This is a genomic window from Pseudarthrobacter sp. MOO14 (assembly GCF_058267675.1).
In genome coordinates this window covers 1431474-1453861 of sequence record NZ_CM177849.1, presented here as the reverse complement: position 1 = coordinate 1453861, position 22388 = coordinate 1431474, and the positions used below count along the sequence as shown (strand labels likewise).

22 protein-coding genes are annotated in these 22388 nt (G+C 66.6%); all 22 read left to right on the top strand.

The annotated features are described in order from the left end of the window. Positions 1-27: 27 nt before the first annotated feature. The 22 genes from AC4EEV_RS06850 to AC4EEV_RS06745 all read left to right on the top strand — a co-directional run bounded on the left by AC4EEV_RS06850 (position 28) and on the right by AC4EEV_RS06745 (position 21660). The gene (locus tag AC4EEV_RS06850; protein ID WP_491330490.1) at positions 28-900 is read left to right on the top strand and encodes a flagellin N-terminal helical domain-containing protein; all 873 of its coding nucleotides are present in this window, start codon (positions 28-30) and stop codon (positions 898-900) included. A gap of 132 nt (positions 901-1032) precedes the next feature. Then, positions 1033-2349, top strand: a complete 1317-nt coding sequence (fliD, locus tag AC4EEV_RS06845) for a flagellar filament capping protein FliD (RefSeq protein WP_491330489.1) — start codon at positions 1033-1035, stop codon at positions 2347-2349. Next, positions 2346-2858 (top strand): flagellar export chaperone FliS, encoded by a 513-nt coding sequence (locus tag AC4EEV_RS06840; RefSeq protein ID WP_109045289.1) that lies wholly within the window; start codon positions 2346-2348, stop codon positions 2856-2858. Before fliD ends, AC4EEV_RS06840 begins: the two co-directional genes overlap by 4 nt. Beyond that, a complete protein-coding gene (locus AC4EEV_RS06835; protein ID WP_165838009.1) occupies positions 2851-3255 on the top strand; it encodes a hypothetical protein in 405 nt (134 codons plus the stop codon). The genes AC4EEV_RS06840 and AC4EEV_RS06835 overlap by 8 nt, the downstream gene beginning before the upstream one ends. Before the next feature lie 158 nt (positions 3256-3413). Beyond that, positions 3414-3755: a flagellar basal body rod protein FlgB gene (locus AC4EEV_RS06830; protein WP_491330488.1), complete on the top strand. Its 342-nt coding sequence runs from the start codon at positions 3414-3416 to the stop codon at positions 3753-3755. Between the two features lies 1 nt (position 3756). After that, entirely contained in the window at positions 3757-4149 is a 393-nt protein-coding gene (locus AC4EEV_RS06825; protein ID WP_109045291.1) for a flagellar basal body rod protein FlgC, read from the top strand. Then, positions 4149-4505, top strand: a complete 357-nt coding sequence (gene fliE, locus AC4EEV_RS06820; RefSeq protein WP_491330487.1) for a flagellar hook-basal body complex protein FliE — start codon at positions 4149-4151, stop codon at positions 4503-4505. The genes AC4EEV_RS06825 and fliE overlap by 1 nt, the downstream gene beginning before the upstream one ends. After that, entirely contained in the window at positions 4505-6115 is a 1611-nt protein-coding gene (gene fliF / locus AC4EEV_RS06815) for a flagellar basal-body MS-ring/collar protein FliF (RefSeq protein WP_491330486.1), read from the top strand. Before fliE ends, fliF begins: the two co-directional genes overlap by 1 nt. Continuing rightward, positions 6112-7164, top strand: coding sequence for a flagellar motor switch protein FliG (fliG, locus tag AC4EEV_RS06810; protein ID WP_109045294.1), 1053 nt, complete (start codon positions 6112-6114; stop codon positions 7162-7164). The genes fliF and fliG overlap by 4 nt, the downstream gene beginning before the upstream one ends. Beyond that, on the top strand, positions 7154-7783 hold the full coding sequence (locus AC4EEV_RS06805; protein ID WP_133247078.1) for a FliH/SctL family protein: 630 nt from the start codon (positions 7154-7156) through the stop codon (positions 7781-7783). The genes fliG and AC4EEV_RS06805 overlap by 11 nt, the downstream gene beginning before the upstream one ends. Further along, a complete protein-coding gene (locus AC4EEV_RS06800) occupies positions 7780-9120 on the top strand; it encodes a FliI/YscN family ATPase (RefSeq protein ID WP_491330485.1) in 1341 nt (446 codons plus the stop codon). Before AC4EEV_RS06805 ends, AC4EEV_RS06800 begins: the two co-directional genes overlap by 4 nt. After that, the gene (locus AC4EEV_RS06795; RefSeq protein WP_491330484.1) at positions 9117-9551 is read left to right on the top strand and encodes a flagellar FliJ family protein; all 435 of its coding nucleotides are present in this window, start codon (positions 9117-9119) and stop codon (positions 9549-9551) included. Before AC4EEV_RS06800 ends, AC4EEV_RS06795 begins: the two co-directional genes overlap by 4 nt. Continuing rightward, complete coding sequence (locus AC4EEV_RS06790; protein WP_491330483.1) at positions 9548-10300, top strand: C40 family peptidase; 753 nt, start codon at positions 9548-9550, stop codon at positions 10298-10300. The genes AC4EEV_RS06795 and AC4EEV_RS06790 overlap by 4 nt, the downstream gene beginning before the upstream one ends. After that, entirely contained in the window at positions 10300-11586 is a 1287-nt protein-coding gene (locus tag AC4EEV_RS06785; protein ID WP_491330482.1) for a flagellar hook-length control protein FliK, read from the top strand. The genes AC4EEV_RS06790 and AC4EEV_RS06785 overlap by 1 nt, the downstream gene beginning before the upstream one ends. A gap of 27 nt (positions 11587-11613) precedes the next feature. Beyond that, entirely contained in the window at positions 11614-12036 is a 423-nt protein-coding gene (locus AC4EEV_RS06780; RefSeq protein WP_491330481.1) for a flagellar hook assembly protein FlgD, read from the top strand. A gap of 50 nt (positions 12037-12086) precedes the next feature. Further along, positions 12087-13259 carry a flagellar hook protein FlgE gene (locus tag AC4EEV_RS06775; protein ID WP_491330480.1) on the top strand — a complete coding sequence of 391 codons (1173 nt, stop codon included), beginning with the start codon at positions 12087-12089 and terminating at the stop codon, positions 13257-13259. 391 nt (positions 13260-13650) lie between these two features. Then, on the top strand, positions 13651-14235 hold the full coding sequence (locus AC4EEV_RS06770) for a ScbR family autoregulator-binding transcription factor (protein WP_491330479.1): 585 nt from the start codon (positions 13651-13653) through the stop codon (positions 14233-14235). 895 nt (positions 14236-15130) lie between these two features. Continuing rightward, positions 15131-16246, top strand: a complete 1116-nt coding sequence (locus AC4EEV_RS06765; RefSeq protein ID WP_491330478.1) for an IS110 family RNA-guided transposase — start codon at positions 15131-15133, stop codon at positions 16244-16246. 270 nt (positions 16247-16516) lie between these two features. After that, positions 16517-17596 (top strand): hypothetical protein, encoded by a 1080-nt coding sequence (locus tag AC4EEV_RS06760; RefSeq protein WP_491330477.1) that lies wholly within the window; start codon positions 16517-16519, stop codon positions 17594-17596. Beyond that, complete coding sequence (locus tag AC4EEV_RS06755; protein WP_491330476.1) at positions 17593-20961, top strand: RHS repeat domain-containing protein; 3369 nt, start codon at positions 17593-17595, stop codon at positions 20959-20961. Before AC4EEV_RS06760 ends, AC4EEV_RS06755 begins: the two co-directional genes overlap by 4 nt. Then, positions 20958-21137, top strand: coding sequence for a hypothetical protein (locus AC4EEV_RS06750; RefSeq protein WP_491330475.1), 180 nt, complete (start codon positions 20958-20960; stop codon positions 21135-21137). The genes AC4EEV_RS06755 and AC4EEV_RS06750 overlap by 4 nt, the downstream gene beginning before the upstream one ends. A 337-nt stretch (positions 21138-21474) precedes the next feature. Further along, positions 21475-21660, top strand: a complete 186-nt coding sequence (locus AC4EEV_RS06745) for a hypothetical protein (RefSeq protein WP_491330474.1) — start codon at positions 21475-21477, stop codon at positions 21658-21660. The last annotated feature ends 728 nt before the right edge of the window (positions 21661-22388 follow it).

Genomic DNA, 22388 nt, shown 5'->3' with positions numbered 1-22388 from the left:
AACGTCCCACATCACGGAGGAAACACCATGGGAATGCAGATCAACACCAACCTGGCTGCGAACAACGCGTACCGCAACCTCAACAACACCCAGAACGACCTGTCCAAGTCGCTGGAGAAGCTGTCCAGCGGCCTGCGCATCAACCGCGCTTCGGACGATGCAGCTGGCCTGGCCATCTCGGAAGGCCTGAAGTCGCAGGTCAACGGCATGGGAGTTGCAGCCCGCAACGCCCAGGACGGCATCAGCGTCATCCAGACCGCTGAAGGCTCCCTGAATGAAGTCCAGTCGATCCTGCAGCGCGTCCGCGACCTCGCGGTCCAGGCCGGCAACGACTCGAACAGCACGGACTCCCGCAAGGCAATCTCGACCGAAGTGAAGGCACTGGGCGCCGAGCTTTCCCGCATTGGCGCATCGACGACCTTCAACGGAACGTCGCTGCTCGGAAGCGAAACCGTTGCCGGCACTCCCAACAGCCTCACCTTCCAGGTCGGCGCCGGGAGCACCGCCAACGACCAGATCACGGTTAACCTCAAGGACGTCTCTGCCATCGGCACAATCGTCACAGGTCTGGCCACTGAGGCAACCGCAGGTGCCGGCGATGACGGGTTCAGCTCAGCGGCCAAGGCATTGACCACCATTTCCTCGATCGATACCCAGATCAAGGGTGTTTCCACCGCCCGCGCGTCCCTCGGTGCCGACCAGAACCGGTTCGAGAGCGTCATCCGGAACCTGAACGTGTCCAAGGAAAACCTGTCGGCCGCCAACAGCCGCATCCGCGACACGGACATGGCTGAGGAAATGGTGAAGTTCACCAAGAACAACATCCTCTCCCAGGCAGGCACCGCCATGCTGGCCCAGGCGAACCAGTCCAGCCAGGGCGTCCTGCAGCTCCTGCGCTAGTCCGCTCCGGGCCACCGTCCGGTAGCAATGTTGTACCGGTGAGGGCCGGGCGGAGTGATCCTCCGCCCGGCCCTCACCTGCAGCGCCTCCCTTGTCCCAGCCACCCACCCACAGCACCCAGGAGCAGCAGCGATGGGCATATCCCTCGACGGACTGGCCAGCGGCCTGGATACCACCGCCCTGATCAGCTCCCTCATGCAGGTCGAAGCGATCCCGCAAACCCAGTTGAAGAACAAATCGGCTGACATCCAGTCGATGGTTTCCGCGCTCCAAGGGCTCAACTCCAAGGTGGCCGCCCTGGCCACGCAGGCCTCCGCCGCCGCCAAACCCGGCGCGTTGAACCTGAACACAGCCACCAGCAGCAGCGACAAAGTCACGGCCACCGGCACCGCTGCAGCGGCAGCCGGGTCCATCGACTTCACCGTGACCAGGCTGGCCCAGACCCAAGTCAGCGTCTCGGATGCCCTGACGGCCTGGCCGCAAACCACCCTGACCATCACCCAAGGCGGCAAGGCCGTGGATATCACCGCGGCTTCCACGTCCTTGGATGATGTGGTGACCGCCGTCAATGCTGCCGGCGCCGGAGTCAGCGCCGCCAAAGTCGCCGTAGGCGGCGGCCAGTACCGCCTGCAGTTCACTTCCACCACCCCCGGCCAGACCGGTGCGTTCACCGTGACCAACTCCGGTGCCGCTGTTTCCGATGCCAAAGCCGCCCAGGACGCCGAGATCCAGCTCTGGTCCGGGCTGGCAACCCCGCAGTCCATCACCTCCGCCACCAATACCTTCACCGACCTGCTGCCCGGAGTGTCGGTGACGGTCAAGGAAGCATCGGCAACCCCGGTTACCGTCACCGTGGCACGCGACGACGCCCAAATCGGCAAACTGGCCTCCGACCTGGTGTCAGGACTGAACGGCGTCCTGGCCTTCGTTTCGGCCCGGAGCGCCGTCAGCACCTCGGGCACCACCACCAGCGCAGGCATCTTCACCGGCGACAGCACGGTACGGGACGTGAACCAGAACCTTCTGTCCGCTGCCTCCATGCCGGTGGGCGTCCCGCCGCGCTCGCCCTCTGAAATCGGCATCAGCATCACCAAGGCCGGCACCATGGAGTTCGACCAGGACAAGTTCGCAGCAGCCCTGGCCGCAGACCCCGCCGGAGTGCAGGCCAAGGTCCAGGAACTGGCCGGACGCCTCGCGGCAGCGGCCACCACGGCGTCGGACAAATATGACGGCACCCTGACCACCAGGATTTCGGGACAGCAGTCCACGGTCCGGGACCTGGCGGACCAAATCAGCGACTGGGACACCCGGCTTGAGGACCGCAAGCAGACCCTCCAGCGCACCTACTCCGCCCTTGAAGTGGCCCTCAGCGGCATGAAGGCGCAGTCATCCTGGCTGTCCTCCCAACTTGCCGGCCTCTCCACCTCCTCAGGAAGCTCCTCATCATGACCTCCACCCCTTTCGGCGGCTACGGCAACGCGGCCCAGCGCAATCAGTACCTGGCCGAGTCGGTGCTTTCGGCGCCACCGGCCCGGCTGCTCACCATGCTGTATGACCGGCTGCTGGTGGACCTGGCCCGCGCCGAAGCGGACCAGGAAGCAGGCAATTGGGCCATGGCATCGGTCCACCTGCTGCACGCCCAGGCCATCCTGACCGAACTTTCCTCCTCGCTGAAAGTCGAGGCGTGGGACGGAGCCGGCAGCCTCCTGGGAATCTACAACTACGCCTCCACCGCCCTCATCAACGCCAACATCCAGCGCGACCCCGCACTGACCAAGGAAGCGATCAGCCTGCTGGAACCCCTCCGTCAGACCTGGCACGAAGCTGCCGCGATGGTGCCGGCGGCCACCCCCGTCCCGGCAGCCAATGCGGCCGCGACTGTGGCGGCCCCCGCCGCTATCCGGGGGACCAGGGAGTCTTTGTTCCCTACTGGCAACGGGATGCTCGGCGTTGGCTGAAAGCCCGACGACGGACCCCGCCGCGGAAGCGGACGCCGCCTTGGCACGCTGGACGGCAGTGCTGGACTCCCTGGAGCGGACCGCGGATGCGGCCGGTGCCCTGATCCACCAGCACACCCGGGGTATCCCCGGCACATCCCCAAGGCCGGTGAGGGCCCAGCAGCTCCAGCGGACCCAGCCGAACCAGCAGGCCAAGCTGCCGCCGCTCGCCGCGCTCCCGGACCCTGCGGCGGCTGCGGTCCGCGCGCGGGCGGTGGCGCTTGCCGCCCGGCAGGAAGCCCTGATCCGCCAGCTTGAGGAGGCTCGGGCGGATGTGGCGCGGCAGTTGCAGGCGGTGTCCTCCATCCCTGGTATCGGGGCGCCGGCGGCCGCCGTCTACCTGGACGTCACGGGCTGACGTACCCGCATGACCGGGCAGGCAGGACGGGCTGGAAAACTGGGCGGGTTTTCCTCCTAACGCCCCGCTGACCTGTGCCGATAACTCCTGACAGAGCACGGATCGCTCGATGCCACGGCCACGGATCGGCCTCTGAAACACCACCAGGCAGGTTTGTCGTGCTCGAATCCGTGACCTCCGCGGCGCTCTCCAGCGCCTTGGACGGCCTGGCGCTGCGCCAGCGCACCATCGCCAACAACATCGCGAACATCAACACGCCCAACTACCAGGCCAAGCGCGTCTCCTTCGAGGAGGCGCTCGCCGCCTCGGTGCGCAACGGCAACGGGCAGGCGGCGCCTTCTGTCGAGGCGTCACTGGAGCCAACGCAGCTCAACGGAAACAACGTCAACCTGGATACCGAAACCCTCTCCAACATCGACACCGTGCTGCGCTACCAGTTCGCCTCCCGGGCAGTTAACGGCGAGTTCACGGCCCTCCGCGCGGCGATGAGGAACAATTGAAATGACCTTCGACGCCATCGGCATTGCCGGAACCGCCCTGACCGTCCATCGCAAGTGGCTGGACGCCGTCTCGGACAACCTGGCCAACATGAACACGGCAACCAGCACCAACGGCCCGGCGTTCCGCGCGCGCTACATCGAGGCCGCCGAAGGCCAAAACGGCACCGGCGTCTACGTCAAGAGCACCCCTGCCGGGGACGCCACCGGCCGCCTGGTGTACCAGCCGGATCACCCCCTGGCCGACGCCCAGGGGTACGTCCGCTACCCGGACATCGACCTGTCCGAGCAAATGGGCGCCCTGATCATCGCCCAGCGCGGATACCAGGCCAACGCCCAGGTGGTGGACCGCGCCCGCGAAACCTATTTGGCTGCACTTGAGATTGGAAAGTCCTGATGGCATTCGATGCGCCGAGCGCAATCAGCAATATCGCCGGAGCCGGAGCCGGAGCCACCACCGGCCGGGGCGTGCAGGCAGTGCAGGGGACCGGCTACGTTGATGGCCCGGCCGCCGCCGGAAGCACCCCCTCCGGCGGTGCCTTCGCCTCGGCCCTGACCGGCGCCGTCGACAATCTTCAGCAGCTGCAGTCCACGTCCAAGTCCCTGGCCGTCTCAGCCGTCACCGGCAACCTCGACGACATCCACGCCGCCACCATCGCCGCCACCCGCGCGCAGGTGACGCTGGAATTGGTGGCCTCCGTGCGCAACAAGGGCGTTGACGCCTTCAACGAGATCATGAGGATGCAGGCCTGATGCCCCCGCAGATTGCCGCGTTCTTCCGCAGACTGGGCTCCGGGGTCAAAGGGTTCACGCCGGCGCAGCGGACCCTGGCGATCCTGGGCGTCGCTGTCCTGGTCCTGGGTACCGTGGCGCTGGGTGCATGGCTGGGCAAGCCAGCCTACTCGCCCCTTTTCTCCGGGCTGAAGGATACCGACGCGAACGGCATCGTGGAGCAGCTGCGCAAGGACAACGTGCCCTACGAGATCGCCAACGGCGGCTCCACCATCCTGGTGCCCGAGGAGAAGGTCTACGACGAGCGGCTCAAGGCTGCCGCCGCCGGGCTGCCGTCCGCCGCGGCCACCGGGTACTCGCTGCTGGACAAGCTGGGCGTCACGTCCTCCGAGTTCCAGCAGTCCGTCACGTACAAGCGCGCCCTGGAAGGCGAACTGGCCTCCACCATCCAGGCCATGGACGGGGTCAAGACGGCCGCCGTGCGGCTCGCGATCCCGGAAAAGTCGGTCTTCGTGGACAAAACCCCGGACCCCACCGCATCCGTGTTCGTGGAGACCCAGCCGGGCACCACGTTGTCCCCGGACAAGGTGCAGGCCGTGGTCCACCTGACCTCGGCGGCCATCGAGAATCTCAAACCAGCCAACGTGTCGGTGGTGGACTCGCAGGGCAACGTGCTCTCTGCCATCGGCGGAGCTGCCGCCGGGTCCTCCTCCAAGCAGGCCGCCGAATACCAGCAACGCACCACCGACTCCGTCAAGGCCGTGCTGGACAGCGTCGTGGGCCCGGGGAACGCCACCGTGGCCGTGGCAGCGGACGTGACCGGGGAATCGGCACAACAGCGCAGCGAGACGTTCACTGCCGCCGACGGCGTCCCCGCCCTCAGCGAGACCACCAAGACCGAGAAGTTCACCGGCACCGGCGGCGGGGGAGCGGCCGGCGTGTTGGGACCGGACAACATCGCCGTGCCGGGCGGCACCAACGGCAACGGCACGTTCGACTCCTCGGACACCACCAAGAACAACGCCGTCAACAAGGTCACCGAGGACCGGACCATCCCGCAGGGTGCCGTGAAGCGGCAAACCATTTCCGTGGCCATCAACCAGGCCGCGGCCGCCGGGGTCAACCTCACGTCCGTGCGGTCCCTGGTGACCGCCGCGGCCGGGGCTGATCCCGCCAGGGGCGACGTGGTCACCGTGGAGATGCTGCCGTTCAGCACGGCTGCCGCCGACAATGCCGCCGCTTCCCTCAACGCTGCCAAGGCCGACGCCGAGGCCGCCCGCCAGGCCGAGCTGATGAAGACGCTGGTCATTGCCGGCAGCATCCTGTTGGCCGCCCTCGCCCTGATCGTCGTGATGCTCATCGCCTGGCGCCGCCGCCAGCTGCGCGAGCCGGTGGACCTGGGCGTGGGCATCGAATACCCCGCCCTCCCCGGCGGCGCCGTCCAGGCCCTCGAAACCGCGCCGGCCACCTCCGCCATCCCGCTGCCCGCTCCGGTACCGCTGCCGCTCCCGGACGCCGAAGCCCTCGACGTCGAACGCCGGCGCGCGCAGATCGAGGCCATGGTGGCTGAGAGCCCGGCCCGCACCGCCGACTACCTGCGCGGCCTGATGGACGACAGGCAATCCGTATGACCGCCCAGCCCGGTACGGGCCTGGCCGCCCCGGTGAAGGCCGGCGCGCCGCTGTCCGGTCCACAGAAGGTGGCCGTGGTCCTGATGCAGATGAGCCCGGAAAACGCGGCAGCCGTCATGGCCCAGTTCTCCGAGGCGGAGGCCGAGGACATCGCCGCCGAGATCGTCCGGCTGCGCCGGGTCCCGCCGGCCGTCGCGGACCAGGTGATGGGCGAATTCCATGACATCGCGGTCAGCGGCCGCCGCACGGCCCGCGGCGGGCAGGAACTGGCCGTCGGGCTCCTGGAAGCGTCCTTCGGCGCGGACAAGGCTGCCGGCTTCATGGACCGGCTCGCGTCCACGATGGCTGGGAAATCCTTCGAGTTCCTGGAAATGATGGACGCCGGGCAGATCCTGGCGCTGATCGACGGCGAGCTGGCGCAAACCATCGCCCTGGTCCTGGCGCACCTGCGCCCGGCGAAGGCCTCGGCCGTGATGGCGGGCCTGGGCGAGGCGCAGCGCAGCGACGTCGCCCGGTGCATCGCGGTGATGGGGTCACCCACGCCGGAGGCGGTAGGCATCGTGGCGGAGACGCTCAAGCAGCGCTCGGGAGCGGTGGTGTCGCAGGGCAAATCCACCGAGACGGTGGGCGGAATCCAGCCGCTGGTGGACATCATCAACCGCTCGGACGTGGCCACCGAACGGTCCGTGCTGGACGGCCTGGAAACCCTGGACCCGGCCCTTGCCACCGAGGTCCGGGCCCGGATGCTCACGTTCGTGGACATCGTGAAACTCGAGCGCCGGGACATCCAGCAGATCCTGCGCGGGGTGGCGCCCGAGGTGCTGGCCCTGGCCATGAAGGGTGCCCCGGCCGTGGTCCTGGATGCCGTCCGCAGCAACGTTTCGGGCCGCAACCAGGAGATCCTCGAGGCCGAGATGGCCAATGCCGGGCCGGTGCGGGCCTCGCAGGTGGAGGAAGCCCGGGCGGACATTGTCCGGTCCATCCGCGAGCTGGAAGCCAGCGGAGCCATTGTGGTGCGCCGCGGCGAGGAGGACGACCTTGTCTACTGACGCCGCCCCGGCAGCGGTGGTCTTCCCGCGCGTGCAGCAGTCCGCCCCGACCGAGTCCCGCGACCGCGGCTACGTGCAGGGCCACGCGGCGGGGTACGCGGCCGGCCTGCGCGCAGCCGCCGCGGATCAGGAACGCCAGGCCGATGCCATGCGTGCCGAGCATGACGCCGTGCTGGCCCACGCCCGCGAGTCCGCCGCCAGGGCAACCGCCCTCCTCCAGGCCGCGGCTGCCGCCTTCCAGCAGCGGTTCGCGCTGGTGCTGCAGGACAGCGAACAGGTGCTGGCCGCCGGTGCCCTGGAACTGGCGGAGGCAGTGCTCGGCTATGAAATGCACGACGGCGACCGCACCGCCCGCGCGGCGCTTCACCGGGCGCTGGGCGGCAGCACGTCCGCCGCACCGGCCGCCGTCCGCCTCCACCCGGCCGACATCGCGCTCCTGGACGGCGCCGGCGCCACCGCGGACGCCGCCGTCGACCTTGTTCCCGACTCTTCCCTGGCCCGCGGCGACGCCATCGCGGTCTACCCGGACGGCTGGCTGGACGCCCGGCTCCACACCGCAGTGGCCCGAGCCCGTGCGGCGCTGCTCGGCCCGGACAACGTGCCCGGAGGTGCGGCATGAGCATCTCCTGGCGCCCGTACGGCGCACGCTTCGCCGCAGCGGTGGGCGCAGCCGCCCCGGAACGGGTGGGCACCGTGACCGCGGTCCTGGGCCTCGGCCTGGAAATCACCGGGCTCGAGTGCGCGGTGGGGGACCTGGTCACCGTGGGTGACGGCCCCGGGCTGGACGCCGAGGTGGTGGCTTCCGTCAGCGGCGCCATCCGGTGCATGCCGCTGGGACGGCTGGCAGGGGTGGCCGCCGGCGATCCCGCCCGGTCCAAGGGCAGCCCGCTGCTGGTTCCCGCCGGCCCGGGCCTGAAGGGGCGCGTGCTGGACGGGCTGGGACGGCCCATCGACGGCAAGGGGCCGCTGACCGCCGGCCGGTACGTGCCCGCGGACAACGAATCGCCCTCCGCCATGCACCGGGCCCGAGTGTCCGCGCCCCTGCACACCGGGGTCCGGGTCCTGGACACCATGGCCACCCTGGGCAGGGGGCAGCGCATGGGGCTCTTTGCCGGGTCCGGGGTGGGCAAATCCTCACTGCTGTCCATGGTTGCCCGCGGCACCGACGCCGAAGTGTCCGTCATTGCCCTGGTGGGGGAGCGCGGCCGCGAAGTCCGCGAGTTCCTCGAAGACGACCTGGGACCGGAGGGACTGGCACGGTCCGTGGTGGTGGTGGCTACCTCGGACGAGCCCGCCCTGATGCGCCTCCGCTGCGCCGTGACCGCAACCCGGATCGCCGAATCCTTCCGGGAAGCCGGGCAGGACGTGGTGCTGATGATGGACTCGCTGACGCGGGTGGCCATGGCCCAGCGCGAGATCGGCCTGTCCGCCGGTGAACCGCCCGCCACCCGCGGCTACCCGCCGTCGACGTTTTCCATCCTGGCCCGGCTGCTGGAACGCGCCGGTACGGCCCGGACTGGCTCGGTGACCGGTGTCTACACCGTGCTGGTGGACGGCGATGACCACAACGAACCCATCGCGGACGCCGCCCGTTCCATCCTGGATGGCCACGTGGTCCTGGACCGGAAGCTGGCCGTGACCGGGCATTTTCCGTCCGTGGATGTGCTGGGTTCGGTGTCGCGCGTGGCGTCAAAGGTCAACCCGCCGGAGCGGACGGCGGTTGCGGCCGCACTGCGGAAGGTGCTGGCCGCACGCCGGGGCGCCCAGGACCTGATCGACGTCGGCGCCTACCACCGCGGCACGAACCCGCTGGTGGATGCGGCGCTGGACAACGAGCCGGCCATCAACGCCTTCCTGCAGCAGCGCATGGACGATTCCACCCCGCCGGACATGGCCTGGCAGGCGCTCACCTCCCTGACCAACCGCCTGGGCACGCCCCTCGAAGGAGCCGCATGAACCGCCAGTTTCCCCTCGCCGGACTGCTGAGGCTGCGCCAGCTGCAGCAGGACCAGGCAGCCACCGGCATGGCGCGTGCCGCCTCCCGCTCCGAGGATGCCCGTGGCCGGCGCGCTGCGGCGCGGAAGGAACTCGGCGATTCCGTCGATTCCGCGGTCAGTTCGTCCTCCCTGCTGGCCCTCGCGGCCGCCCGGGCATCCTCCCAGAGCATGCTGGCGGACCTCGACGCGCTGTCCGCCGCGGCGGAGGCGGACCTGGCCGAGGCCCGCGCAGACTACACGCAGGCCCGGCGGATGGCGGTGGGGCTGGAGAAGCTCGAGCTCCGCCACGGTGCCGAGCTGGCCGCCGCAGAACTGCACGCAGAACAGGGCGTCCTTGACGAGATCGCCGCCACCTCGTGGCACCGCAAGGCCGGGGAGGCGACGTCATGAGCATGGCCGAAATCATTGGGCGGATCGGAACCATCGAGTCCATGATCAGCGAACTCTCGCGGCCCCTTTCTACGGCGGCTCCGGCGGCGGCCGCCTCCGGCACGTCAGCGGCGAATGCGGCTGCGTTCGAATCAGCGCTGGCCGCTGCCGGTACGGATGCGGGTGCCGGGGCGGGACTGCTTGCTTTATCCGGGCTGGCGGGGCTGGCGGGGCTGGCGGGGCTGGCGGGACCGGGCGGCGTCACGGGACCTGGCGGCAGCACGGGCCCGTCCGCCATTGCCGGAACCGCGGGGCTTGCCGGAACCTCTGGTCTCACCGGAACCTCCGGGCTCTCCGGGACGGCTGCGGCGTCCGCTCCGGCAGCGCCCGGAAAGGCCACCGGCACCGACGTGGTGGCCACCGCCAAGAAGTACATCGGCGTCCCGTACGTGTGGGGCGGCACCAACCCGGCCACCGGAATGGACTGCTCCGGGTTCGTGCAACGGGTCTTCAAGGACCTGGGCGTGGAACTCCCGCGCGTCGTCAGCGACCAGATGAAGGTAGGCACGCCCGTGGCGTCCCTCGCCGAGGCCAAGCCGGGAGACCTGCTGGTCAGCTTCGGCGGGAACCACATCTCCATCTACCTGGGCAACGGCAAGGCGATCGACGCGCCCGTCCCCGGCCAGACCATCCAGGTCCGGGACGCCTGGGAACAGCAATCGAACCTGACGGCCATCCGCCGCATCGTCCCCGCAGGGCAGGGCGCCTGATGCCGGCGGCGGTCCTTCTTCCCACCGCCCCGCCCGCAGCGGCGCGGGGCGGGGCCTCTGCAGGGGCGGCGCCTGACCGGGACGGCGGGGCCGGGTTCGGCGCGGTGCTCGGCGGCGTGCTGGCCGGCCCTTCCCTGCAACCGAACGTTCCTGGCCAAGGCAACGGCGGGGACGCCAAAGACACCACGGACGACGCCGGTACCGGGGTGGCCGGGCAGCCCGCCGCCGTGCAGGGTTCCGTTGCGGCCTTGCTGGCTGCTGCGGGGATGGTTCCGGCCCAGGCCCACGCAACCCCCGCACCAGGCACGACGGCAGCCACGGCAACAGTTACGACGGCGCCAGGGACGGTAGGAGTCCCGGCACCAGGTCCGGTCGCAGCTGCTGCGTCCGGGTCCACGGCAGCGGCCCCTGTTGCGCCAGCGGCCTGGGACGGCAGGCAGCAGCCCGCTCCGGCGGCGGCCCCCGGCGCTGTGGCAGCCGGTGCTGTGGCTGCCGGTGCGGTGGTGGCAGGCGAAGTCGTGGCTGGCGCGGCGCCTGACGCCGGCGTGCTTCCTCCCATGTCTGCAGGCCCGGCAGCCGCGCGCGCTACAAGCCTTCACACCCCTGCCCCCGGTCTTGCAGGATCCGTGCCGGAGGCGGCTGCGCCCGCGGCTCCTGTGCCCGCGCCCGGGGCAGTGGAGCCGCGCGCCGAGTCCGGAACCGTTCAGGCCAACCCTGCGCCGGGCAACGGCGGACCGCCCTCGGTGGCCGTGCCCGCGCAGGTTCCCGCAGCACCCCAGCCCGCACCCACCGCCCTTCCTGCCGCGGCAGCCGGTCCTGCACCTTTCACCCACCCGGCAAGGCTCACGCCGCAGCTGGCCGGCCCCTTGTTCTCCTTGGCCAGCGCCGCGCCCGGGGAACATGTGATGACCCTGAAAGTGTCCCCTGAGGCATTGGGTCCGCTGACCGTACGGGCCCACATCGACGCCACCGGGGTGCGCATTGAGCTGTTCGCCCCGGCGGACGCAGGACGCGACGCCTTGCGGACCATCCTGCCCGAGCTGCGCCGCGGCCTGGCCGAATCCGGCCTCGCAGCCAACCTCAACCTCTCGCAGCACGGCGCCCCGCCGGACCCGAACCCGGGGGGACCCGGCGGCCAGGCGCCCGGGCAGCACCGTGAACCGGCCGGCCAGCCCCGGCCAGGGCAGCCCGCCGCGGCACCGTCCGATGCTGCCCGCCCTTCCCGGCTCCGCGCCGGCGTCGTCCTTTCCGGAAACCGCCCCGGTGTCCTGGACATCATGGCCTAGCCCGCAACCCATGAAAGAGAGCCACCCATGACCATCGAAGCCGTCGGCGCCACCACCGGCATCCCGGCCGCCGCCAGCGCGCGCAAACCCGTCCAGACCATGGATTCGGACGTCTTCATGAAACTCCTGGTCACGCAGCTCAAGTACCAGGACCCGGGCGCACCCATGGACACCAACCAGATGATGGCCCAGTCCGTGCAGCTGTCCATGATGGAGAAAATGACCGAGCTCTCCGGCGGCGCCAAGGAAAGCTTCTCCCTGCAGATGCGCACCGCTGCGGCCCAGATCGTGGGATCGGAGGTGGGCTACACCCTGGCTGACGGGACCATCGGCAGCGGCGTGGCCAGCGCAGTGTCCTTCGCCACCAGCACGCCGCTGGTCACCGTGGGGTCCGCCAAAGTCCCGCTCGATTCCCTCACCGGGATCAGCTCCCCCGCCCCGAAGCAATAGCTCCACGACACCGCCCTACCCACCCGCCCCATCCGACGAAAGGCCCACCCATGCTGCGTTCCCTGTACTCCGGCATCTCCGGACTCCGCGCCCACCAGACCATGCTGGACGTCACCGGCAACAACATCGCCAACGTGAACACCACCGGCTTCAAGGCCTCCGCCACCCAGTTCCAGGACACGCTCTCGCAGATGACGCAGCCGGCCGCCGCGGGACAGGACGGCGGCGCCGGTACCAACCCGGCCCAGATCGGCCTGGGCGTGCGGGTGGCGGGCATCAGCACCGACTTCGGGCAGGGCTCGGCGCAGACCACCGGCAAGGCGTCGGACCTGATGATTTCGGGCGACGGCTTCTTCGTCACCGGCAAGGGTGCGCAGACGTTCTACACCCGCGCGGGCGCCTTCGAACCGGACAACGCGGGCCGGCTGGTCAGCCCGGACGGCGGCATCTTGCAGGGCTGGACCGCGGTCAACGGGGTGGTCAACACCGGCGGAGCGCTGGGCGCCATCGTGGTTTCGCCCAACACCACCTCGCCCGCCGTCGCCACCACCACGGCGGCCCTGGACGGGAACCTGCCGGCGGACGCCGCGGTGGGCACCGTGCTGGAACGCCAGGTCAAGGTGTTCAACGCCGACGGCGCCTCCCGCACCCTGGATCTGACCTTCAGCCGGACGGCGGGCGGCTGGGACGTGGCCGGCAAGGACGCCACCGGCGCCACCGGCGCCACCGCCCTGACGTTCCAGAACGGTGCGCTGGCCTCCGGCGGCACCCTGGCCGTTGGCGGCATCACCGTGAACCTGGGCACCGTCACCGGGTACGCGGGGATGAGCACGCTCACCGTCGCCGGGCAGAACGGGGCCGAGGCCGGAACCCTGCAGTCCTACACCCTGGCCCCGGACGGGTCCGTGGTGGGGTCCTTCAGCAACGGCAGCCGGGCCGTCCTGGCACGGGTGGCGCTGGCCAAGTTCGCCAACCCGGGCGGCCTGGAAAAGGCCGGAGGGTCCTCCTTCGTGGCGACGGGAAATTCAGGTGCTGTCCAGGTGGGAACGCCGGGCGCCGCCGGGATGGGCACCTTGGCCACCGGGTCCCTGGAAATGTCCAACGTGGACCTGTCCCAGGAGTTCACCAACCTGATCGTGGCGCAGCGCGGGTTCCAGGCCAACGCCCGCATCATCACCACCTCGGACGAGGTCCTCCAGGAACTGTCCAACCTGAAGCGCTGAATCTATGGAAGAACTGACTGTCTCCTAGGCGGCACCCACGGGCGGCTGCGGCCCGTGGTCACCTGCGGGGCAGGGGTGTCTCTTGTGCACTGCCCGGGTCAATGGGAGCGTCCCGTTGGTTGCCGGAAGCACAGCTCGGCGACGGATCAGCCGAACACCAAGCACTGAACGGTCGAAGCCCTCGCATCATGAAGAGAGCCGGAGGGCGGCAATTGGTGGCGAACCAGGGTCCTGACGAGCAGTCCTGTGTGGTCTCGGAGAGCTTGCAGGACATGATTTCCGATGAAACCAGTCGCGCCTATCAGCAGCACGACTCTATGGGCAGTTGTGAGAGGAGATACTTGAAGCGGGGTGGGCACGTATGCCTCCTCATTTGGAAGGTGGATAAGGATTGGCGTTACAGGACAGGGCGAAGGCCACCCGCGGTGCAATTATCGAAGGTGCAGCATCCATCTTCGAGACCCAGGGGTACGCCAGCGCTTCTTTGGCTGATGTTGCTGAACGTGCAGGGGTCACTAAGGGAGCACTGTACTTCCACTTCAAATCGAAGGAAGAGCTTGCCAAGGCTGTCATCCAAGCGCAGCATGACATGTCCCTGAAAGGTAGCGCTACGATTCTTGAGGCGCAGCACCCTGCGGTGACGTCCATGAAGCTCCTTTGTCGAAGCTTTGGTGAGCAACTCCAGGGCGAACCCATCATTCGAGCCGGGATAAGGCTCACCTTCGAGGCGTCCTCCTTCGGCTACGCCGTGAAGGAGCCCTATATCGACTGGCTCACGACGATGGAATCGCTTGTTCGCGCAGCACAAGCTGAGGGAAGCGTCCGGGAATCCATTGACGCTGCCGCCCTTGCCCGACATATCGTCGCGTCATTTACAGGGGTCCAGTTGTTGTCCGAGGTTCTCAACGGGCGCAAAACTCTTCTGGATGAGATCGACATCATGTGGGAGTTCCTCGAAGAGGGCATCCGAAGATGAACGAGGAGGGCCGTGTCGCTCCGAGACCCTCACAGGCTGCACGGGCCCGGGCCCATTGCGAGTTCAAATTCTGCTTTACGATCTCTGGCGGCATCGATTGTCAGTGACGCAGTGACGCAGTGACGCAGTGACGACGGCTCCGGCGCCTCGGGTAATTCGGCGCACCTGAACGTGCGGGTCGTCGCCGAACTCAACGATCTTGTCGAAGCGGCCAGAGAACTTCGTGATATCAAAGCCCGCCGACCACCGAATCAAGCGTCTTCCCCCAATCCCGCCAAACGGGGTAGAGCCTACGCGAACGCTCTCCTAGTGTTCAGAAAACAAAACCGGTCATCCAGCTTGTTTTGCCAGGACTGCTGTCGTAGTCTCTAAAAGCCCGAGCAGCAGGTTATCCGAGGCCTGCGACCTGGCAGCGCCGGTTCCTTCGCGATGAACCTGCGCGCAATGGGGGGAGTTACCTGAACTTTGGAAGCTTTCCTCTCCAGCCGTCATGAATGTGTCGCCGCACTGGATCAGGTTCTACTACGGCAACCTCCGCACCGCTTCCGCCCGCGTTTAGCACTAGAGATCGGCACTGCAGCAGTGAAAAACAGCATTGTGAGTCTTGACGTGGTTGGTCTGGGACTGGCTGGCAGTGTTGGTGCCGGTCGTTCTGCTTGGCGCGTGACTCGAAAAACAATTTGCCCCATTGAGGGTGCGTTTCCCCCGACTTGTCCGCGCTGGGTGGAGCGGCCGGCGTTGGCCTGTCCCACGTCGGTGGCTTGATTAGAAGCTTGCCCAGCCAGTGGTGGTTGTGGCTCATCACAGTTTTGCCTCGAAGTGACTCTTTCCCAGGTTTAATTCCGGCCGTCATGCGGCCGTTCTTGCCCGTTTACCAGGAAGGAGGGTGGCAGCGTTGGCTATTGTTGCGCAGACCCGCCCGTTCGTCATTGGCGTGGATTGTCACGCCCGCACCCACACCTACGCCGTCATCGAGGCCAGCACCCGGCGACAAGTCGCTAGCGAGCAGTTCCCCACCACCGCGGCCGGGATTTCCCGCGCTCTTGCCTGGGCAGGCCGTAGGACGGGCGGGGACATGGCCTGTTTATGGGCCATTGAGGGTGTCGGCACGTATGGTGCACGTCTGGCCAGGGCAGTAACCGACGCCGGCTACGACGTCGCCGAAGCTCCACGGATGAACGCCCGTGGCCGCCGGGGTCTCGGAAAATCCGACGCGTTGGACGCTGCCGCCATCGGAACCGCAGTTTTGGGCCTGGAGGAGTCCGAGCTCCGCGCCCCACGCAAGGATGAAGGAACCCGTGCCGGGCTGAGGATCCTGAGCGCAGCACGGGATCAGTTGACCCGGGACCGAACATTGAACGCTAACGCCCTGCTGGCCTTGCTCCGGGTGCATAATCTCGGAATCGACGCCCGTAAACCGCTGGTTCCGGCCCAGATCTCCAGCATCACCAGATGGCGCGAACGCCAGGAACCGATCGAGCTCTCGGTCGCACGAGAGGAAGCGGTCCGGTTGGCGCGCCGCGTTCTAGAAGTGACCACCCAGCTCGCTGCGAACCAGAAGCGCATGACTGAGCTGATCCAGCAAAGCCCCGCGGCGCCGCTCTTGGAAATGGTGGGAGCCGGGGCTGTCACGGTCGCTACGGTCCTGACAGCGTGGTCTCATCCAGGAAGGGTCCGCAGCGAAGCCGCCTTCGCCTCACTGGCAGGAGTGAATCCCTTGCCTGCCTCGAGCGGTAACACTGTCCGACACAGGCTTAACCGGGGCGGTGATAGACGTCTGAACCGTGCCTTGCACACGATCACGATGTCCCGGATGGTCCATGACCCCGGGACACGGGACTACGTTGCTAAACGCACCCGAGAAGGCCGCAGCTACCGCGAAATCCGAAGATCTCTCAAGCGCTATCTCGCCCGTACCCTCTATCGGCAGCTCAACGTCCTCTACGCCGCAGCGGAACCGCAACCTGGTACGCCACCAGGGCAGACAGGCCTGGCCCCCCAAGGACCGTAATGGTCCTCGTAACGATGACTTTGTATGGGCTGCTGCGAGTTAGGTCAGTTTTTCATCAAGTTTGTCCAAGGTTTGGATCAAGATCGTTGCTGACTCTTGTGCTGTGCTTTAGCGTCGGGGCATCACTCGTTGGGGGTTCGGGCGTTCGGTGAACTGGGGATTGCCGCGGATCATTTCGTAGAAAGTTCGTGGGGGATGTCTACTGTTCCGAGCTCGATCCGTTCTGCCCTTTTTCGGCCAGTCTCAGCTGGTTTTCTTGGTGTGAGGCTGGTGATCGCCGCCGTTGTTGCTGTGTGCGTCATGGCCGCGGGGCTCTCTACCCCGGCCTTCGCTGCCCCGATAGTTGCCGAATCTGCTGGCGTCGCTTCAGCACCTGTTCAGGCCCCGGCCATGGTGCCGACCCAGTCGACGCCGTCGGTCCAGGCCGGCGTGTTTGTCCCGGTCCAAGGGCGGGCGCTGGATACGAGGTCTGGTCTGGGCGGGATTACGGGGCCTGTTCCGGCGCAGACGTGGTTGCCGTTCCAGATTCTTGGCCGGGCCGGTGTGCCTACCACTGGCGTGGACACGGTGCTGGTGAGCCTGACCATTGTCGGCGGTACCAACGTGAACGTGGCCCAGCTGGTACCAAACACTGCACGGCATCACGACACCACTGACCTGTATTCGGGCAACGATGACACCATCTCCAACACGGTCGCGGTAGCGGTCGGCACGGACGGGATGCTGGCGCTGTATTCGAGCTCGTCCCAGCAGTTCATCGTCGATGTTCAGGGCTATTTCACCTCAGGGGACACGCCGGCGCCCGGTGCTTTCGTTTCTGTCCCAGCGTTCCGGGCCGTTGATACACGCAACGGGACCGGGTACCCCGCGGGCATGTGGTCCGGCGGCGGGATCAAGAGCCTCACACTCGAGGGCGGCGCCGTCCCGGATACCGCGACCGCGGTTTTCGCCAACATCACTGTCATCAATGACACTGACCCGTCTCAGGTCACCTTCACGACGCTGCCGGGCGGTGGTTTCGCTGGCGGCGCAGACCCTGGGACGACCATCAACTTCCGTGGCTCCTCCACCACCGCTGTCGCCGCTGTGCTGAACCTCAATGCCGCCGGCGTGGTCGATATTAAGTACACCCCCTCGTACACGACGGGTTTCCATGTCCTGGTCGATATCCAGGGCTATTTCGATGGGCAGGTTTCCAACAGCGCTTTCACCACCGTCGAGTCCCGGATTTACGATTCGCGCGTGACGAACACGCCCATCCCCGGCTTCAGCTCTACGGAGGTCCAGATCGCCGGGGTCGGCGGCCTGCCGGCCGCCTCAACGAACCTCGCCGGGGTGGCTATGAAATGAACATCACCCCGATCACCACCGGGAACGGCAACCTGACCGTGTGGCCCTCGGATGAACCGCAACCGAATACCAGCACGGTGAACTACACCGCTGACTCGGTGTCCAACACGGTCGTGGTCAGGCCCAGCACGACCACCGGGAAAGTGAAGATCTACAACGCTGGCCCCAGTAACGTGGACGTCATCCTCGATTCACAGGGCTGGTTCAGCAACGCGAACCTCCTGCCGCCGGTCACCGTTGATGGTTCGCAGTCCGGGGCGCGGGGCAAGGCTTCGATGGTCTCCCATAGCCTGACCGATGCGAGCAAACTCGCCCTGAACCCCACGAACGGCAACACCGTCTTCACCGGCCGGTTGTTGAATATCCGCGGTGTCGGGCAGGACATGAACGTGGCCTGGCGCTACAACACCAAGTATGACCACCGCCCGACCCTGTCGATGGGCCGGCTGGAAACCGCGCTGCGGGTCGACCCGACCACCGGGAACGTGATTTACACCGCCCCGGACGGTGGCTGGTACACCTTCACCAACACCGCCGGCGTGTACACGATGGCACCGGAGCTGAACGCTTCCCTGACCAAAACCTCCACCAGTGAGTACCAGCTGCGCTTCAACGACACCGGGGTCACAAACGTCTACCAGGACGATGGGACCAACTTTGCCCTCGTCCGGTCGGTGGATGCGAACACGACGACTCCGAACACCGTGACCTACACCTACGGCAACGGCCGGCTGACGCAGACCACGGACACCCAGGGCCGCACCATCTCCTACGTCTACAACGACACCCGGAACCTGAATCAGCCCTCCGCGATCACGGACAACTCCCTGAACCGCACAGTCAACATCGAATACGGCGGCGGCGAAGGCCGGCTGTCCAAGATCACCGACGCCACCGGAGCGGTCACCACCTTCGCCTACACGAACGGAAAGCTCAGCTCCTTCACCGACGGGCGCACCAACGTCACCGCTCTGGCATACGCCACAGACGGGTGGGTCAACACCCTCACCTACGGTCAGGGCTCGGCCTCGGCCGCGACCTGGACGCTCACGCACAACACCGACGGCAGTCTCTCCTACCTGACCGACCCGAACAGCAAACAAACCACCTACACCCTGGACGCCAGCGAAACCCGTGTCCTGACCATCACGGACCCGAACGGCAACAACGCCTCGGCCACGTTCGACGGCCACGACAACCGCCTCACCACCACCAACGGGCTGGGCCAGACCACCACCGCGGCGTACAACGCGAACAACTCCCTGACGAAGATCACCTCACCGCTGGCCGGATCCACCGGCACCGCCGGGGAGGTCTCCTTCACTTACCCGACCGCGAGCGGGGACCCGCTGCTGAACTACCGGCCCGACACCTCCACCAGCGGTGAGGGCAACACCGGCACCATCCAGTACGACCCGAACACCAAGAACCCGTCGGCGATCCTGACTCCTGACAACCTTGGTGGCACACCCCGCCGTTACTATCAGGGCGATGCCGCCGGGACGAGCTGTGGCGCAAAGCCCGGGTCGCTGTGCCGGTCCACGGACGGGAACAGTAACGACACCACCTTCACCTACGACGCTGCAGGCAACGTCACGACGGTGACCCCGCCGGCACCCCTGGGGCCCACGACCTACACTTATGACGCCGCCGGCAGGGTCAGCACCGCCAAAGACGGGAAGAACCAGACCGCGACCTACACCTACGACAACAACGACCGGATCACCCAGATCCGCTACGCCGCGACCTGCGTCCCTGCCTCCTGCGTCGCCTACACCTACGACAACGCTGGGAACCTCACCACTCGGGTCGACGCTGCCGGGACCACCACTTACACCTGGGACGCCCAAAACCGGCCCACCGGTAAAACCATCGGTGGGACCACCACCAGCGTCACCTATGACGGTGCCTCGAACGTCCTGACCTACGTCGATCCGCTCGGGACGGTGACCTACCGGTACGACGGGGCGAACCGGCTCACCGCCCTGGCCGAACCAGGCGGGTCCTGCCCGGCCACCTTGGTGTTCCCGAACAGCACCAAATGCACCGGCTTCGACTACGACAACGCCAACCGGCGCACCGCCACCAAATACCCCAACGGGGTCAAGAACACCACCAGCTACGACGGTGCCGGGAAGATCACGGCCATCACCGCGACCAACAGCAGCAGCACCGTCCTGGCCAAACGCGCCTACACATACACACTGAACGGGGCCAAAGACGGCGGCCAGCGCAAAACCATGACCACCGACACCGGCGCTGTCACCACCTACACCTACGACAAACTGAACCGGCTCACTTCATCGGTCACGGGCACAGTCACCGATTCGTGGACCTACGACGCCAACAGCAACCGGCTCACTGAAGCCAAAGCCGGGACCGCCACCGTCTACACCACGTTCAACGCCGCCGACCAGCTCTGCTGGCACGGCACCACACCCGGCACCTGCGCCGCACCACCCACCGGCTCGGTGATGTACGGGTACGACGCGAACGGCAACACCACTCTCGCGGGCTCCACCGGCACCACGCAGGCCTACAACGTCTTCAACCAATTCACCACCAACACCAGCGGCTCAACCGTCACGAACTACACCTACGCCGGCGTTCGCAACGACGAACGGATCACCGCTGGATCCACCAACTTCCTCAACGGATCCCTCGGCGTCACCCAACAAACCAAGAGCAGCGGAACAACCTCGTTTATCCGCGGTCCGGACGGGAACCTGATCAGCATGCGCGACAGTGCCGGAGCGAGCTACTACTACACCACTGACGCACTCGGCTCCGTCATCCTGCTCACCGACAGTAACCAGGCCAAAGCCGCGACTTACGGTTACGACTCCTGGGGCCAAGCAACCAGCACCACCGGCGCCCAAGCAGCCACCAACCCCTGGACGTACGCCAGCGGCTACAACGACACCACCAGCAACCGCATCAAACTCGGCGCCCGCTACTACAACCCCGCCCGCGGACGCTTCACCCAGGTTGACCCCTCGGCACAAGAAAACAACGCGTACCTTTACGCCGGCGCCAATCCCGTCAACAATAGCGACCCAAGTGGGCTCCTGAACCTGGGCTGCCCGGATGGAAGCGCTGGATTCTTAGTCTGCGACCCTGTTTCTTATCCGTCCTATTCGCCGGCTTCGACGTCTGTAACACCCCTGACCTTGGACCCGCGTTCTCAGTGCATTTACGGGAGTGGCGTGCAGTCTGCCGGGAACACCGCGGCGGCCACGTTTGTGGGGTCTAGCTTCCTTGCGGCGTTCGGATTCGCCCCGGCCGCTGGCGTCGGACTCGCAACTGTGGCTGGAGGACTTGTTGGATACACGTCCGGCATTCTAAATGGGGTGGAGCACTGTTGAGCAGAAAACGCGTTCTACTGATTATCGCTAGTTTGGTAATCGCCACCATCGCCAGTGCGGTCTTTCTCATCTTAACAATAGGAACCTCCAGCGGCATGTTCTGGCCGACGCTGACTACGACTGTTGGCGTTGTAGCCATCATCACGATACTCACCCAAAAGGGCGGCAAGAAGTAAGGGGTCCACTGACTAGTGCCGGTAGCGGAGGCCTAAGCACTCGGTTTTTCTTCCGGTTCTGCGAGCAGTGTTCCACTTCCTTAGAACCGGGACATCTCCAGTGGTGTCATTTTCCGAAGTCGTCTGCACACGCTGCCCTGACCGGCGCCGTCAGCGACCCTGGCAAGGTACGCACCGAGCGGGCGGTGCACGGCTCCGAGCGCCACGATCAGGACCGCTATCTGGGTGATAAACGAGAGGACGTTGAACTCCATGGCTCAGCGGCCTCCCGGGCGGAACAGCTGGTCCACCAGATACACGCACAAGGCCAGGGCGAACCGCCGAAACCAGGAACTGGTTGATCGCGTACAACGGGGAACCCATCACCCCGCCAATCAGCGCCGACATCCTTGCCCCCACACGCGGCGCCACAGAACCCGCATGGTGGGCCGGTGACTCGGCGGACGGACCCCAACTGGCCGACGCGGCGACGGACTGGATCGAAACCATCGCAAACGGCGAGGACCCCGAACCGATCGAATAGGCAATACGGGGTCCTGAGTGCGAACGCACGAATCGCTGTCTCATCTAAGTACAGCTTTTCAAGACACTGTCTCGGGCCCTCGGGAGGGACTGCGACGGTGTGTGACCTTCAGCGGTAAATGGCGGCATTCTCACAGCGTTATTTGGCGCATGGTGCAGCCCGTCAAGGATCCCTCACCGGGCACTCGAGGCTTCATTGAGCCCAGAAAGAGAACGAGTTCGCAGCGATTGCGACCGCGACGGCAAGGACCCCGCTAACGTGGTCAAACTGTCGGTAGTGAATTTCCGGATAGTCAGCTTCCTTAGCTGTTCCCGGTGAGGTTGTGAACGCGGGCTGAGGGGTTTGGCCGCCGAGTGCTCACTTCCTTCGGCGGACGACGTACAGAGCGACAAGGACCACGAAAAGGGTGACAAAGACTGCGACCAGGGCGCCTGGGGTGATTCCCACTGTTGTCACCTCTCCTCAAACAAGTCGCTGAGTCTCGCCGGGGTGCGACGAAGACTCTGGTACGTGATGTCCGGCGCCGTGGGGACTTGTTCCTGACGGTACATCGACCCTATCGATCGCGGCTGCTGCCGCATCCGTGCGCGGAGCACGTTTCGAGGTTACCGCGTTCACAACCTCACGGGTATGAATCTCAGCGCGAAACGGCGCATTTTATTGCAGTGGGTGAGGGAAGGCAGAATCAAGGCGATGACGACGGCCGCAACATGGAATGCCAGATTGAT